The organism is Cohnella hashimotonis, from assembly GCF_030014955.1.
In the GTDB taxonomy this organism is placed as follows: domain Bacteria; phylum Bacillota; class Bacilli; order Paenibacillales; family Paenibacillaceae; genus Cohnella; species Cohnella hashimotonis.
The window spans coordinates 7254196-7269272 of record NZ_JAGRPV010000001.1; the positions used below are offsets into that span (position 1 = coordinate 7254196).

General features: G+C 57.4%; 11 protein-coding genes. 8 read left to right on the top strand and 3 right to left on the bottom strand.

What is annotated here, in order from left to right:
- Positions 1-22 precede the first annotated feature (22 nt).
- Positions 23-1366: an aminotransferase-like domain-containing protein gene (locus KB449_RS28965; RefSeq protein ID WP_282911673.1), complete on the top strand. Its 1344-nt coding sequence runs from the start codon at positions 23-25 to the stop codon at positions 1364-1366.
- Between the two features lie 3 nt (positions 1367-1369).
- Here KB449_RS28965 and KB449_RS28970 read toward each other — a convergent pair whose 3' ends face one another.
- Complete coding sequence (locus KB449_RS28970; protein ID WP_282911674.1) at positions 1370-3022, bottom strand: ABC transporter substrate-binding protein; 1653 nt, start codon at positions 3020-3022, stop codon at positions 1370-1372.
- A 234-nt stretch (positions 3023-3256) separates the two neighbouring features.
- Here KB449_RS28970 and KB449_RS28975 point away from each other — a divergent pair, with 234 nt between their 5' ends.
- From KB449_RS28975 to KB449_RS28985, 3 genes are all read left to right on the top strand, one after another.
- The gene (locus KB449_RS28975; protein ID WP_282911675.1) at positions 3257-3475 is read left to right on the top strand and encodes a hypothetical protein; all 219 of its coding nucleotides are present in this window, start codon (positions 3257-3259) and stop codon (positions 3473-3475) included.
- 206 nt (positions 3476-3681) lie between these two features.
- Positions 3682-4488 (top strand): alpha/beta fold hydrolase, encoded by an 807-nt coding sequence (locus KB449_RS28980; protein WP_282911676.1) that lies wholly within the window; start codon positions 3682-3684, stop codon positions 4486-4488.
- 27 nt (positions 4489-4515) lie between these two features.
- Positions 4516-5502, top strand: coding sequence for a sensor domain-containing diguanylate cyclase (locus tag KB449_RS28985; protein ID WP_282912932.1), 987 nt, complete (start codon positions 4516-4518; stop codon positions 5500-5502).
- Positions 5503-5544: 42 nt separating this feature from the next.
- Here KB449_RS28985 and KB449_RS28990 read toward each other — a convergent pair whose 3' ends face one another.
- Together KB449_RS28990 and KB449_RS28995 are read right to left on the bottom strand one after the other, a co-directional pair.
- Positions 5545-6975, bottom strand: coding sequence for a hypothetical protein (locus tag KB449_RS28990; protein ID WP_282911677.1), 1431 nt, complete (start codon positions 6973-6975; stop codon positions 5545-5547).
- Between the two features lie 175 nt (positions 6976-7150).
- A complete protein-coding gene (locus tag KB449_RS28995) occupies positions 7151-8284 on the bottom strand; it encodes a GntR family transcriptional regulator (RefSeq protein WP_282911678.1) in 1134 nt (377 codons plus the stop codon).
- A 293-nt stretch (positions 8285-8577) separates the two neighbouring features.
- Here KB449_RS28995 and KB449_RS29000 point away from each other — a divergent pair, with 293 nt between their 5' ends.
- From KB449_RS29000 to KB449_RS29015, 4 genes are all read left to right on the top strand, one after another.
- Positions 8578-9966, top strand: a complete 1389-nt coding sequence (locus tag KB449_RS29000; RefSeq protein ID WP_282911679.1) for an ABC transporter substrate-binding protein — start codon at positions 8578-8580, stop codon at positions 9964-9966.
- Positions 9967-10050: 84 nt separating this feature from the next.
- A complete protein-coding gene (locus KB449_RS29005; RefSeq protein ID WP_282911680.1) occupies positions 10051-11166 on the top strand; it encodes an ABC transporter ATP-binding protein in 1116 nt (371 codons plus the stop codon).
- Positions 11160-14090 carry an extracellular solute-binding protein gene (locus KB449_RS29010; protein WP_282911681.1) on the top strand — a complete coding sequence of 977 codons (2931 nt, stop codon included), beginning with the start codon at positions 11160-11162 and terminating at the stop codon, positions 14088-14090. The genes KB449_RS29005 and KB449_RS29010 overlap by 7 nt, the downstream gene beginning before the upstream one ends.
- A gap of 8 nt (positions 14091-14098) precedes the next feature.
- On the top strand, positions 14099-15076 hold the full coding sequence (locus tag KB449_RS29015) for a carbohydrate ABC transporter permease (RefSeq protein ID WP_282911682.1): 978 nt from the start codon (positions 14099-14101) through the stop codon (positions 15074-15076).
- Position 15077: the final 1 nt, after the last annotated feature.

The following is a 15077-nucleotide window of genomic DNA, read 5'->3' on the forward strand; positions in this document are numbered from 1 at the left end:
CTGCCGGAGGAGCGGTTGAAGCATGATGAAGTATGAAGAGGTCATCCACGACATCGAGCTTAAGCTCGAAGACGGACGCATCCGCGGCGGTCAGAAGCTGCCGTCCGTCCGCGAAGCGTCCGACGCCTATGCATGCAGCAAAAGCACCGTCATTCGCGCCTATGCCGAATTGGAGAAGCGCCACCGGCTCTACTCCGTCCCCCAGAGCGGCTATTACGCGGTGACGCAAAAACAGGCGGAGGCTTCGACCTCGGCCAACGCGGGATGGAACTTCGCGTCCGTCGCGCCGGATCCCGAGGTGTTCCCCTATCTGGACTTCCAGCATTGCATCAACAAGGCGATCGACCGGTACCGCAATCATCTGTTTACCTACGGCACGCCGCAGGGACTTCCATCCTTGCTGCAGGTGTTGAGCAAGCATCTGGCCGCCTATCAGGTGTTCGCCCCGGCAGAGCGGATCACCGTAACTTCCGGCGTCCAGCAGGCGCTGTCGATTCTTGCGCATATGCCGTTTCCTTCGGGCAGGCGAACGGTGCTGGTGGAGCAGCCGACGTACACGATTTTGCTGGAAATGCTCGCGCTCTTCGGCGTCCCCGTCCAAGGAATCGCGAGAACGGAGCGGGGTATCGACCTCGACGAGCTGGAGACGCTGTTCCGTGTCGGCGAGATCAAGTTTTTCTATACGATCCCGCGGTTCCAAAATCCGCTCGGCACCTCCTACGGGACCGATACGAAAAAAGCGATTGCCGCCCTGGCCATGCGTTACGATGTCATCGTCGTGGAGGACGACTTCCTCGCCGATCTCGAGACCGATCCGAAAGCCGATCCGATTCACGCTTACGGCGCATCGCACGTCGTTTATTTGAAGAGCTATTCCAAAATTCTGTTCCCCGGTCTCCGCGTCGGCGTCGCGGTGCTGCCGCCCGAGCTGCAAGCCGCTTTCAGCCGCTTCAAACGCTTCACGGACATCGACAGCTCCATGCTGTCGCAGGCGGCTCTCGAGATCTATATTCAGAGCGGCATGTTCGCGCGGCGCAAACGCAAAATCTCGGATTCGTACCGCCATCGCATGCTGCGGCTGGTCCGGGCGCTCGATGCATGCAACGACACGCAGGACATACGTCATCTTCGGCCGGAGGCCGGCATGCATACACACATCGAGCTTCCGCCTACGCTGCGCACAAAGACGCTGATCGACCGTCTGGCCAAAAGGAAAATCGAGCTGCGGGACGCCGACGCGAGCTTTCTGCCTTCGTTCCCCAAGCGTCCCCTGCTGCAGCTCAGCATTTCGCAGATCGCCGACGAGCGGATCGACGAAGGCGTCGCCGCCCTCTTCGCGGAGATCGCGCGGCTGCGGAGAGGCTAAGCGTCAGCGCAGCTTCCACTCCTGCACGTTGATGAACATGCCCAAGTCCTTGGGCGTCGCGCCGATGACGCGTCCGTTCACCGCGCCCAGCGCCTTGGCCGCATACAGCGCCGGCATCGGCATGTCCTCGGCAAGGATAACCTGGAGCTCGTGGTACAGCGTCTTAATCTTCGTCTCGTCGACCTCAGCTGCCAACGCAGCCAGCAGCTCGTTCACCTTTTCGTTTTTGTAGCCGTTCGGATTGCTCGCGCCGAGGAAGTACGCGAGATCCGGCAGCGGATTAACCGGCTTCATCGTCACGGTCAGAAGGGCCAGGTCGAAGTCCTGTTTAAGGAGCTTGTCCGACACGTCGCCCGGCTCGGCAATCTTTACGTTGACCTTGACGCCCACCTTGCCGAGATTCTGCGCTACGCTGTACGCCGCTTGCCGGATCGCGTCGTCGCCTGACGGCGTCGTCAGCGTCAGCGCCTTCCGTCCGTTCCAGCCCGCTTCCTTGAGCAGGCGCTTCGCCTTCGCCGGATCGTAGGCTGCAGGCTTCACGGCCTCGTTGCGATACGGACTGACGCTGCTGAAGTAGCCGTCCACGACCTCCCCGGCCCCGCCCAGCAGCTTGTCTACGAGCTTGCGGCGGTCGATCGCAAGCGAGATTGCCCTGCGTTGTTTGACGTCGGGCACGGATTTTTCGTTCACGTACATAAAGGCGGTCGTCAGCGGCTGTCCCCCGACCGTCGTAACGCCACGCATCTTTCGAATCCGCCCGTAGTCTTTGGCCGGAATGACGCCCGCGGACGGAATGTTCATGTCGATCTCTCCGCGCTCCAGGGCATCTGCAAGCGCAGCCCCCGGCAGCACCTTGAAGTTAAGCCCGTCCAACGCCGGCGCTCCGCGGAAGTAATCTTTGTTCGCGACCAGTCCTACGAATCGGTCCGGCTCGTACCGCCCGAGCTTGAACGGGCCCGACGTCACGTTCGGCTCCCGCATAAAGCGGTTTTCGTTCACGTCCTGCGGCGCGATGCCCTCCAGCGCGCTGCGCGGGAGCGTCCGAAGATTGCGGCCTATCGTATCTTCGAATGCCGCGAGCGTCGTCGGCTCCTTGGTTTTCATTTCCACCGTGCGATCGTCGATCTTGCGAACGCCGGAGATATCCGACTCCCCGTCCGGCAGAAACCCCGAAGGTCCGAGTCCTTCGAGAATCGCGAACATATACGCACAATTGGAGGCGACAATCGCGTTCGCCATCAGCTTCAGCGTGAAAATCACGTCGTCGGCCGTGACGGACTCGCCGTCGGTCCATTTTGCCGCCTCGTTCAGCTTGACCCTGAACGTCCGGTTGTCCGCCGTCTCGATCGAATCCGCAAGCATCGGCTTGTATCTCAGGTCCGCGTCAATCTCCACCAAAGGCGGAAAAAGCAATCCGGCGACATAAGCGGACACGAGGCCGACCGGCGACAGCGGATTGATATCGCTTGGCGCATACGTGACGCCGACGTTCACTGTCTTTTCCGCGGCCGGATCCGGGAAAGTCCCGACGGTCGGTGCAGCCGACGGCGTGCCTCCGCCCCTCTTGCCGGAGCGTCCGTCGCATGCCGACAGGACAACGAGCGCGAAGACCAGGGACAGCGCGACGGCAAGCTTCAGGGCGGGCATGCGCTTCATGAAGGTAACTCCTTATCGCAGTTGCGATCCGAATCTGCAGGTTTGTATCCATAGTATCGGATTTTGTCGAAAATATCGCCACTAAAATAGGAAAAATTAACTACGATTTCGTTAAAACTATTTCTCTGGCATGTTTCCTCGTTATCCTTCAATATGCTTCGCCAGCCTGCCATTCGGTTTAGATAAACAGTAGCGGGCGAAACTGACGAATCCACAAGGAGGAGGAGGATACGGATGGATATCAAACGCAAAGTCGGCGACATCGTCAACAAGATCAAGAGCGACAAGGACTTTTCGGAAAACTTCAAAAGAAATCCGGCTGCCGCGATCGAGACGGTGGTCGGCGTCAATCTGCCGGAAGACCAAGTGAACGCGATGATCGCGGGGATCCAGGCCAAGCTGACCACGGACAAGGCTGGAGAGCTGATCGGCTCTTTCAAAAAAATGTTCTAGCGTCGCATCTGATACGGGGAATGACTCGGGTCGGTAAGGGCTGCCGAAAGGTAGCCCTTACGGCCCTATTTGTACGGCGAGCAGCTTAAAAACGCGAACAATCGTCGCGTCCTCGCCCTCGATCGGCTATAATAGGCATAATTTAAATATCGTATCGAATTAAATCGAATTTTGTCTGAATTTGATTCCGCGGAGAGGGTTCGGCCATGACAATAGACGTTCTTGCAAGAAACAACGTGAGAGTGCTGGGCAAAGGAGAACAGCCGATCGTGTTCGCGCACGGCTTCGGCTGCGACCAGGACATGTGGCGCTATATCGTGCCGGGCTTCGAGACGGATTACCGCGTCGTCCTGTTCGATCACGTCGGCTCCGGCCGATCGCAGATTCAATATTACGACGCCGGCAAGTACAATGACCTGAGCGGGTACGCCCAGGACGTCAACGAGATTCTGGATGCGCTCGAGCTGCAGGATGCGATCTTTGTCGGCCACTCCGTCAGCAGCATGATCGGCCTGCTCGCTTCCATACGCGACGGCAGCCGGTTCGAGCGAATCGTGATGATCGGCGCCTCTCCCCGGTACGTGAACGATGCGCCCGATTACTTCGGCGGCTTCGATGCGAACGAAATTCAGGATTTGCTGGGCATGATGGAGATGAACTTCATCGGCTGGGCCAGCTACATGGCGCCGATCGCGATGCAGAACCAGGACCGCGAAGAGCTGGCCGAAGAGCTTGAGCGCAGCTTCTGCTCCAAGGACCCGCATATCGCGAGGCAATTTGCGGAAGTCACGTTCCTGTCGGACTGCCGCAGCGAGCTCGATCGCGCGCCCGTCCCGTCCCTGATTCTGCAATGCGCCGAGGACAGCATCGCCCCGATCGAGGTCGGCAATTATCTGCATGCCCACCTCAACAACAGTACGCTCCGGCTGATGAACGCCAAAGGACACTACCCTCACCTCAGTCATCCAGAAGAGACGACATTCCTCATCCGACAATATTTGGCCGACGCATAGGCCCCGGAGAAAGGCAGTTTGATGGAACTGGACGCACAACTTAATCATGCCCCTTGCGGCTACTTTTCGATTACCGCCGAAGGCCTGCTGCTTCGGTCGGCCAACGAGACACTGCTGAATATGCTCGGATATCAAAGCTTGGAGCTGGCGGACCGGCACATCGAGTCGATCCTGTCGCTCGCCAACAGGCTTTTTTTCCATACTTACTTCTATCCCTACATACAACTGTACGGACATGTCAAAGAGATGTATCTCGCCTTGCGGACCAAGGACGGCAGGGATCTCCCCGTACTCATGAACGGCGTGCGGCTGGAGCGCGGGGGCGAGCTCTTCATCGACTGCGTCGCGCTGGAGATGAACAAGCGCATCGAGCACGAGAAGGATATTCTGAGGACGAAAACGCAGCTTGAAGCGCTCTATCAGGCCACGCAGGAAGCGAACGTGCGGCTGGAGCTTCTGCATGCCGAATACGAGGCGAAGCAGCAGGAGCTGCTTCGCCTTAACGCGCAGCTGGAGGCCCTCGCATCGACGGACCCGCTCACCGGTCTTCGCAACCGCCGCTTTTTCAAGGAAAGTCTGGCGACGCTGCAGGAAGCCTACGCACAAAATGAACAGCCTTTTTCGCTGCTCATTCTGGACATCGACCACTTCAAAAAGATCAACGACACCTACGGGCACCCGGTCGGCGATCTGGTGCTCTCGAGCCTGGCCGCGCTTCTCCGCTCGGAGGCGGGCCCGGCCGACATCGCCGCCCGCTACGGCGGAGAGGAATTCGTCGTGCTCATGCCCGGCGCTGACCGGACGGGCGTCATCGATGCCGCCGAGCGATACCGCGCCGGCGTAGAAGCCGCCTCCTGGGAAGGGCTTCGCATCACGATCAGCGTGGGCGCGGCGACGATCTCCCCCGGCGATACCGACGAGACCTTGGTCAACCGGGCGGACCATGCGCTTTACGCCTCCAAGAGCGGCGGGCGCAATCGCGTCACGCATGCGGAGGCGGAGGCGGAACGCTGAAGCCGGCGCTGGCATCGGCACGATTCGCTTATTACGCGCTGTCTAGAACAAATAGAACGAAGTCGTGATGCTTCGTGCCGGGTTGGTCGTACCCAAGGTAGCCACATATGGCGGAGTGCCGCCGCCATTGACATCGTTTTCGATAATCATGGCGTACACCTCGGCATTATCGACAAGACGGTATTGATCGTGCGCACCCGTGGACAAGCTTCGGAACACAAGGGAATAACCCGGATTCTGATCGTTGCCGATCAGGAACTCATAGGCGTAGTTGGCCTGAGAAGGGTCCATTTTCCAATGGCGGTCAGGCCCCGCATAGTTCGTCCAGCTTCCTGTAGGCGTCGTGCGGTAATACAGCTTGTTCAGCGTCGGATCGCCAGGGCGGTTCATGAAGAAGATAGGCATCTGTACAAAGTCGCCGTCGATCGGTCGGATTGCACTCGAGAAGTTGTTGACCTTCGTCGTCATCGAGAACAGATTGGTGACCGGATCGTATACCGTATCGCTGTCGAATTGAATGCCCATATCGTAGAAGCCGAGATTGCGCCAGTCCACATTGTTGTTAAAGTTCACAATGGCCGCGTAGTTGCCGTTGTATGCGGCATCGGTTACATCGATTTTTTTGACGTCGTCAAGCCAGACTTGCAGATTCGATCCGGACGTGCGTACTTCGATCTGGTAGGTCTGATTCAGGACAGCAAGCCCCGTGTTCACCCTTCCCAGCAGCTGCGGTCCGGTTGAGGATGCTTTCAACAAGTCGAGCGTGCCGTCGTACCGGAGCAGGGCCAAGTAACCGGATTGGTTGATACTGTCGCCGGACCCGGTCTGCCTGAACTGGACGCCGAACCAGTTGTCCGGGGTATTCGCGGCCGTCACCTTGCCTTCCGCCTTCACGGCGACCTTCCCGTCGTAAAATTGGTACTTCGTTATGTTGGATGGAACGTTGGTCATATTCGGCCACGCCGTCGTCGTACCCGTCGCACGAAATACGTTAAAGGCAGGATTCGTGAGGTTGCCGGAAACGCTGAGTTCGGGGATGCTTTCCTGCGCGATCTGCGCAATCCATAGCGGCGCATGCAAGGCGACATGGTAACGCGTTGAGGTCGCCTGCAATTCTTCTCCGTAATACTGGTAGATTGCGCTGGCGTTGTCTCCGTAAACTTTGATCCGGTTTTTCTGTACGCCGTTGGAGCTGGCTTGGGTCGGATCGTTTCCGATGCCGATGGCCATCTGCCACAAACGGCCGTAATCCGTACTGTCCACCATCTCATGATCTTTGTTGGTTGCGCTTACAATTGCGCCGCCATAATTGGGATCGAACTTGATTGTGCCGTTGGCATGACTCATCTGAAAGATACGGGATGAAGCAACCGTACTGGATGCTTCCGCTACGGGGTCGACCGGATGCGAAATGCTTGCCGCGAACTGAATGGAAATGAACAATGCAGCGATGCTTAGAATCTTTCTTTTCATCGATACTCCTCCATTGTATAAAATAATAAATTAAGTATACATAGAAATCTAAATACAAATGACCGGGAAAGTCAATGTATATTTTATATATTAACGAATTGAATAAAAAACGCCGCGCCTCTATCCGGATTCCGGACGAGATTGCGGCGCCGCTGCGTTGAACAAGCTTATTTAATCAGGGGGCGATCATGGGGCCGGTGCTGTGTCTGACAACGAGCTTGGGCACGATCTCGTCTTTAATGTTGCCTGAACCGTCCTCCCGCCATTCGGACAGCAGCAGCTTGGTCGCCCGTTTGCCCAGCAGCTCGGTATTCTGGTTGACCGTCGTCAGGCCGGGGTTCGAAAATCTGCTGATCAGAATGTCGTCGTAACCGACGATGCTGATGTCTCCCGGAATCGCTAGGCCGCGGGCGCCGGCAGCGCGGATCGCGCCGTGCGCTTTGTAGTCGCTGGTCGCAAAGATGGCGGTAGGCGGCTGCTCCAGTTCCATAAGCTGATGAAATCCCTGCGCCCCCATCTCCTCCAGCTCTTCCTTCCCTTCAACAATGCACACCAGGTCCGGATCGAAATGGATCCCGTGTTGGGAGAGCGCCAACCGGTATCCTTCCAGACGCAGCGAGAACTCCTGATTCAGATGATTCTGCGCGTAGGCGGTCAGAATAATGCCGATTCGCCGATGGCCAAGCGACAACAGATGCTCCGTGGCCAGATAACCGCCAGTCAAATTGTCCATAATGACGTATGGAATATTCAAATGCGGGTAGTAAAAATGCACGGTGACGAGCCTGCGGTTCTCTTCTCTCCAACTGCGCAGCTTGTCCATCGGGATCTCCGCCGGCGTAATAAGCACGAATCCGGCTTGCTCGTCCTTCGGCAATTCCAGGTCGTGATCGAGCTTATGCGTATAGAACGCAATTCCGTTCTGCTCGCACTCCGCCTGCAAGCCGATCAGCAGATCGCTGTAAAATTTGTGCATAAAAAAGGACAGCTCAACGTTGTAATAGATGCAGTAAATTCGCCGAACCGCGCCAGCGCGATCGGCAGCCTCGTCTTGAAAGGCCCGTCTCTTTACGAAGGTCCCCTTGCCCCGGACACGATAAATCAAATCTTCCTGCACAAGCTCGGATAAAGCCCTTCGCGAGGTAATCTCGCTGATGTTATAAAATTTTGACAGTTCCATTTGCGTGGGCACAGGCTCTTCGGGCTTCATATCCCCCCGCAAGATTTTAGCTTTCAAATCATGTGCGATTTGTTGATAAAGCGGTTTTTTTTCTTGCTTCTTCATTTCACGATCACTCCATTTGAACATTAGTATACGTTACCGTTTTAAGCTGTGCAACATTAAAAAGAACCGCTTCACATCTAGCATAATCAACTAAAAACACTTGAAGATAAATAATCTAAATAATTATTTTGTATACATTAATTTTAATTTTCTTGGAAAATGCATTGATAAACCGTTTACAGTGTTGTATCATACGCTTTGTATACTAAATACTTTTGATCTTGTTGGTTAAGGGGGCGCATCTGAGCTTAATCTCAAGCTTGCCGCGATTTGTTAAGAGCTATGCCTGCTCCAAATAACATTAGGGGGGTTACCGCATGAAAAAAATCGTAGGCTTCAAACCCATTTTTCGGATGGCGCTCGTCATGATGTTCGCATCTGCAGTTGCGGCTTGCAGCAACAACAACGGCAATTCGTCCTCATCGCCGACCGCTTCGACGCAACCGAGCGCGAGCGACGCTGCGTCCGCGTCTCCTAAAGCGACCAAAGAGCTGGATCAGACGCCGGTCACGCTTCGCTTCGCAGCCTGGGTACCGGCCGAAAACGAAGCATTCACCAAAATCGCCAGAGAATTCGAGAAAAAGTATCCTTGGGTGACGGTCGAGTGGAATTTTGTCAACGACAATATGATGCAGGCGGTGACGGAATCCATCGCCGGAGACAATCCGATCGACGTCTTCTGGGGCGCGACGTTCTATGACTATGTGGCGCAGGGAATTACGGAAGACCTTACGCCTTACATAGCGCAGGACAAGGAATTTCAGGCCTACGAATTCAACCCCGGCATTCTCGAGCCCTTCCAGGTGGACGGCAAACAGTATGCGCTCTCTCGCGGCAACGATACTTTCCTGGTCTATTACAACAAGGACCTGTTGAAGAAGTACGGTCTCGAGGCTCCTGCCAACGATTGGACGTGGGAAGAGCTGAAGGAGATGGCGAAAGCGGCGACCAATCCGGCCGAGAAGGACTACGGCATCGCAAATACCGTCCTGTGGTTCCAGTATGGGGCGACCACGCTGCCGAATGCGAACGGACACGCGCCCAAGAATCGGATGATGAACGAAGACTTCACGAAAAATCTGGCGGACGGCTCGAATCAAGACGTGCTGGACGATCTGCAGTGGATGCTGGACTGGGTCACCAAGGACGGCATCATGCTGAATACGAAGCGCGCCGCCGAGGCGGGCGTAGAGGGCGACACCTGGATGAACGGCCAATCCCTGTTCATGCTGCACGTATCGCCGCTGATCCCGACCTACAAGGACCAGTTGAAATTCGATTGGGATATCGCTCCGATGCCGAAGGGAACCGCCAAGCAAGTCGGCATGTCCTTCATCAATCCGATGATGATGACCAAAGCGTCGAAGCACAAGGAAATGGCCTGGGAATTCATGAAGTTCTGGACGGCGACGGTCGAAGGACAAAAGCTCGTCATGGATGCCGGCGGCACGCTGCTCAACACGCCAAACCAAGAGCTAACGGACTACTTCAACCAGCTGCCGGTATACGCAAACATCAATAAAGAAGCGTTGATCACGGCGTCGAAGATCGGCGAGATCGATCCTGCCATTACGATGAAGGGCGGGGAAAAAGTGAGCGAGGCGGTCAATGCCTGGGCCGGGGACAAAGGATATACGGAGGAAATATCCGCATTCGACTATTTCCCTGCGGCCATGCAAAAGGTTAACGAAGAATTGAGCAAGTAGAACCAGCTCGTTCGTCCTGAAGCCCCGGTGTCCTTTTCCCGGGGCTTTCGGTCAGCCGGGCCTGCATCGATGGGGGGATCACATATGGCCAGAGTCTTGTTTCAGCATGTCAGCAAACAATACCCCGGGGAACACCGCCTGTCCGTAAACGACTTTCATCTGGAAGTCGCGGACGGGGAGTTTCTCGTACTGGTCGGGCCGTCCGGCTGCGGAAAGTCTACGCTTCTGCGGATGCTGGCCGGGCTGGAGGACATCAGCGACGGCGAGATTTATATCGGCGACCGCCTGGTGAATTACGTATCGTCCAAGGACCGCAATATCTCCATGGTGTTCCAGAACTATGCGCTGTATCCGCACATGAACGTATACGAAAATATCGCGTTCGGCTTGCGTCTCCGCCGAATGCCCAAAGCAGAAATCCAGGAGCGCGTCGTTCGCGCAGCCAAAATTCTGGAGATCGAAGCGCTCCTGAACAAGCTCCCCGGCCAGATGTCGGGCGGTCAGCGGCAGCGCGTTGCGCTGGGGCGCGCGATCGTGCGGGAACCCGAGGTCTTCCTGATGGACGAGCCTCTCTCCAATCTGGACGCGAAGCTGCGCGTGCAAATGCGGGAAGAAATCGGCAAGCTGTACAGAAGGCTTAAAACGACGATGATCTATGTGACCCACGATCAGGTCGAAGCGATGACCATGGGCACGCGAATCGTGGTGATGAAGGGCGGCCTGATTCAGCAAGCCGCATCTCCCCAGGAGATCTATGACAAGCCGGCCAACATGTTCGTGGCGGGCTTCATCGGATCGCCGCCCATGAACTTCGTCTCCGGCACCATTAGGGCGGACCGGGAAGGCTGCCTCTTCGAGACGCGGCGCTATTCGTTGCGCATCCCCGGCAGCCGAAGCGACGCGCTGGCGGCGAAGTATGCGGGCAAGAAGATCGTCATGGGCGTGCGCGCCGAAGATATCCTGTACCGGCTGGAGGATCTGGAGCAGGAGCGGCATCGAGACGCGCGGCTCGATGCCGCAGTGACCATCAAGGAGCATATGGGCTCGGACGTCTATCTGTATCTGCACAACAAGGAGCATCGGCTGGTCGTGCGCGTCGATCCCCGAATGGCCTACGAAGAGGGCCAGGCGGTGACGGTGGCGCCGGATATGGAGCGCGTGCACTTTTTCGATCCTGACACGGAGGCGGCCATATGGTAGACGTCGGGAAGCTGAAGAGACGGATGCTGCCCGCAGCCGCGCTGCTGCTCATGGCGCTGGTCGGGACCGCTTCCGGCGCCGCGATCGCCGAGACGGTGAATAAAGAGACAGAAGCCCGCCCCGCCCTCATCAACGACGGCGTCACCACCTATGCGGAATGGCTCGACACACAGCCCGTGGACCAGGCGCGGAGCGATCTGGACCGGGTGGAGGTGTCGGCCGTTCACTATGCGAACGTCTCGAGCGAAGCGGCGTTTCAGGTTGCGGGCGACCAGCTGATCTGGTCGGAGAGCGAGACGGAAGACTGGGCGGAATGGGAAATCAATGTCGCGCAGGACGGGCTATACAATATCGGACTGGTCTATGCGTCCGCCAACGACAGCGGGCTGGATATCGTGCGCAAGCTGGAGATCGACGGCGCCTCTCCGTACGCGGAGGCTGAACGTATCGTATTGAAGCGGCAGTTTGCGGATGAAGCCTATCCACCGCTGCGCGATGAGTTCGACAACGATATCCGTCCCCGTTCGGTGGAGCGGAAGGATTGGCAGGACGCGCTGCTAACCGACTACTCGGCGGATACGGAGCCGCTGCTGTGGCGGCTCACGGCAGGCAAGCATACGATTCGTCTCCTGTCGGACCGTGAACCGATAACGCTGAAGTCTCTCTATATCGCCGCTCCAATTCGAACGCCGGACTACCAGGCCTACAAGGCCGCGATGCCGGCGGACACGACGGAAGGCGACTGGATCTCCATATATGAAGCGGAACATTCGGCCGCCAAGTCGAACACCTCGCTCACGCTGCAGTCGATCGACGCCTCGCTGATCTCGCCGCCGACCGATGGCTCAGTCCGATACAACACGATCGGCGGCGAGCAGTTCCGAAGCAGCGGCGAGTGGATCGAATGGGACTTCGAGGTTCCCCATGACGGCGTCTATCATATTGGATTCAAGTTTTTGCAGGCCTATATCAACAATTCATACGCTCACCGGACGATTGAGATCGACGGCACCTCCCCGTTCGCCGAGCTGCGCCGAGCGGCATTCCCTTACAACACCAAGTGGAGCTGGAGCGGGATGACACTGTCCGACGAACAGGATGCGCCCTATGACATCTACTTGACCAAGGGCGCGCATCGGCTGCGCATGACCGTTACCGCAGCTCCGGTCAAAGGCGCCTATGATCGCCTGCTCGCCGGGATCGACCTGGCGGGGACGCTCGAGCAGAAGATCCGCAAGGTCACGGGGAACTTTGAGCGATCCGGCGCCAACGCCGACGTCAACCGCGACTGGCAGCTGGAAAAGTACATACCGGATCTGGGCGATCAACTGTCGAACATCATCGAACAGCTGAACGATCTGGCCGACGAGATGCGGTCGCTGACGACCGGCAGCTCCGAGATGGAGAGCGCAATCCGACTGGCCGTACGCGACTTCATCCGGATGAAAAGCAATCCGCGAGACATTCCGGGCAGCCTGGCCGACTTCACCAATCTGAGGCAAAACCTGGGGTTCTGGGCCTACCGGATGCTGGATCAGCCGCTGCTGCTGGATTACTTCTGGGTCGCCGAGCCCGGCGCGAAGCTGCCGAAGGCCGCCCCCGGCTTTTTGGACAGTATCGGCCACAGCCTGAAGGGCTTCTTCACGAGCTTCACCGTCGATTACGATTTCCGCCGCAACAATCCGAAGGCCATCGACGTGTGGGTGAATCGCAGCCGGGATTATGTCAACCTGATTCAGCAGCTGGCGGACGAGGACTTCACCGCCAAGACGGGCATCGCAGTCAACGTCAATATCGTGCCCGATCCGCAACTGTTCGTGCTCGGCAATATTGCCGGCATTCAGCCCGACGTAGCGTTAGGCGTAGACCAGACGCTGCCCGTCGATCTGGCGACTCGAGGCGCGCTGACCAAGCTGAATGCATTCCCGGGCTACGCAGAGACGGCGTCACAGTTCCTCCCGGGCGCGCTGCGGGCGCTCCACTACGATCAAGACGATTACGGCCTGCCGGAGACGCAGTCGTTCAACCTCCTGGTCTATCGGACGGACATTCTGGATTCCCTCGGAATCGAGCCTCCGCGGACCTGGGACGATCTGGTCAAGGTACTGCCGTCTCTCCAGCAGAACGGCTACGACTTCTACTTGCCGCCAAGCGACTACTCTCCCTTCATTTTGCAGAACGGGGGCAGCTACTATACCGACGACGGAATGCAGTCCGCACTCGGCACTGAGGCTGCGTTCAAGGGTTTCCAGCAGTGGACGGACATGTTTAATCTGTACCAGCTGCCCAAGGAAGTGCCCAGCTTCTATACCCACTTCCGCATGGGAGACATCCCGATCGGCGTGGTCGACTACAACACGTATCTGCAGATCCAGTTCGGCGCGCCGGAACTGACGGGCAAGTGGAAGGTCGCCACGATTCCGGGCACCGCACAGAGCGACGGCAAGATTGCGAGATGGTCCGGCGGCGCGCTGTTCGCGGGCGTTATCTTCAAGGCGTCGCAGAAGCAGGAGCACGCCTGGGCGTTCCTGCAGTGGTGGGTATCGGCGCAGACGCAGACGCGATTCGGCAATGAAATCGAAGCGATGTACGGACCCGAATACCGCTGGAACACCGCAAACCAGCAAGCGTTCAGACAGCTGCCCTGGCCGAAGGATCAACTGCCGGTCATGCTGGAGCAACTGGGCTGGTATCAGGAGATTCCTCAACTCCCCGGTGGCTACTTCACAGGCAGGCAGATGGACTTCGCCTGGATCGATGTCGTCGGCAGCAGGAAAAACGCCCGCGAGGCGCTCAGAAAGGCCGTCGACGAGATCAACCGCGAGATGGTGCGCAAGCAGATCGAATTCGGGCTGCGCAACCGGGAGGCCCGCATCGTCCGCACGCTGGATGTGCTGCCGCTAAACGAACATCAGGAGGAGTAACGGCGAACATGAGATTAAAAACTGCCGAAGGTTCGCAGACGCCGGGGGCGGACAGCGCGCCAAGCCGTTGGACGGGGTGGCTCGCTTCCCTGTGGAAGCATCGCGTGTCGTACCTGTTCATCGCTCCCTTCATGATCAGCTTCATCATTTTTATCGTGATTCCCGTCGTGGCTGCGATCGTCCTGTCCTTCTTCACTTTCAATGCGGTGTCCGCACCGCGATTTAGCGGCTGGGACAACTATCTGGCGATCGTGTCGCAGGACTGGATCTTCCTTCAATACGCGATTCCCAATACGTTCAAGTTCGCGATCATCGTCGGCCCCGGCGGCTACGCGCTGTCCTTTTTCCTCGCCTGGCTCATCAACCAACTGCCGAAGAAAATCAGGGATTACTTCACGCTGGCCATCTACGCGCCTTCGCTCGCAGGAGGCGTCGCGATGGTGGTCGTATGGGTCGTGCTGTTCAGCGGAGACCGCGTGGGCTATCTGAACAATTTGCTGCTGTCGTTCGGCATCATCGACACGCCGCAGCTGTGGCTCAAGGATCCGAGATGGTTCATGAACGTGATGATCGTCATCTCGCTGTGGTCCAGCATGGGGGTCGGCTTTCTCGCCATGCTGGCCGGCCTGCAGACGGTCAACGAAGAGATGCTTGAGGCGGGCGCCATCGACGGCATCTCAAACCGGCTGCAGGAGATCTTCTATATCATCATTCCGGCGATCAAGCCGCAGATGCTGTTCGGAGCCATCATGGCCGTCGTGGGGACTTTGAAGGCCGGCATGATCGGCGCGATGCTGGCGCAGTCAACGGGACAGAAGATCACGCCGCAATATTCCGGCCATCTGATCATCAACCATATCGACGACTTTGCTTTCATTCGTTACGAGATCGGATATGCTGCCGCGCTGAGCGTCATTCTGCTGGCAGTGATGTACGGGGCATCCAAATTTTCGATGCGAATATTCGGCAGCAAGGGGGACGAATAGC

Bases quoted from the DNA above. Each gene is read 5' to 3' on its own strand.
- KB449_RS28965 (WP_282911673.1), top strand. From the start codon at position 23: ATGATGAAGTATGAAGAGGTCATCCACGACATCGAGCTTAAGCTCGAA.
- KB449_RS28970 (WP_282911674.1), bottom strand. From the start codon at position 3,022: ATGAAGCGCATGCCCGCCCTGAAGCTTGCCGTCGCGCTGTCCCTGGTC.
- KB449_RS28975 (WP_282911675.1), top strand. From the start codon at position 3,257: ATGGATATCAAACGCAAAGTCGGCGACATCGTCAACAAGATCAAGAGC.
- KB449_RS28980 (WP_282911676.1), top strand. From the start codon at position 3,682: ATGACAATAGACGTTCTTGCAAGAAACAACGTGAGAGTGCTGGGCAAA.
- KB449_RS28990 (WP_282911677.1), bottom strand. From the start codon at position 6,975: ATGAAAAGAAAGATTCTAAGCATCGCTGCATTGTTCATTTCCATTCAG.
- KB449_RS28995 (WP_282911678.1), bottom strand. From the start codon at position 8,284: ATGTTCAAATGGAGTGATCGTGAAATGAAGAAGCAAGAAAAAAAACCG.
- KB449_RS29000 (WP_282911679.1), top strand. From the start codon at position 8,578: ATGAAAAAAATCGTAGGCTTCAAACCCATTTTTCGGATGGCGCTCGTC.
- KB449_RS29005 (WP_282911680.1), top strand. From the start codon at position 10,051: ATGGCCAGAGTCTTGTTTCAGCATGTCAGCAAACAATACCCCGGGGAA.
- KB449_RS29010 (WP_282911681.1), top strand. From the start codon at position 11,160: ATGGTAGACGTCGGGAAGCTGAAGAGACGGATGCTGCCCGCAGCCGCG.
- KB449_RS29015 (WP_282911682.1), top strand. From the start codon at position 14,099: ATGAGATTAAAAACTGCCGAAGGTTCGCAGACGCCGGGGGCGGACAGC.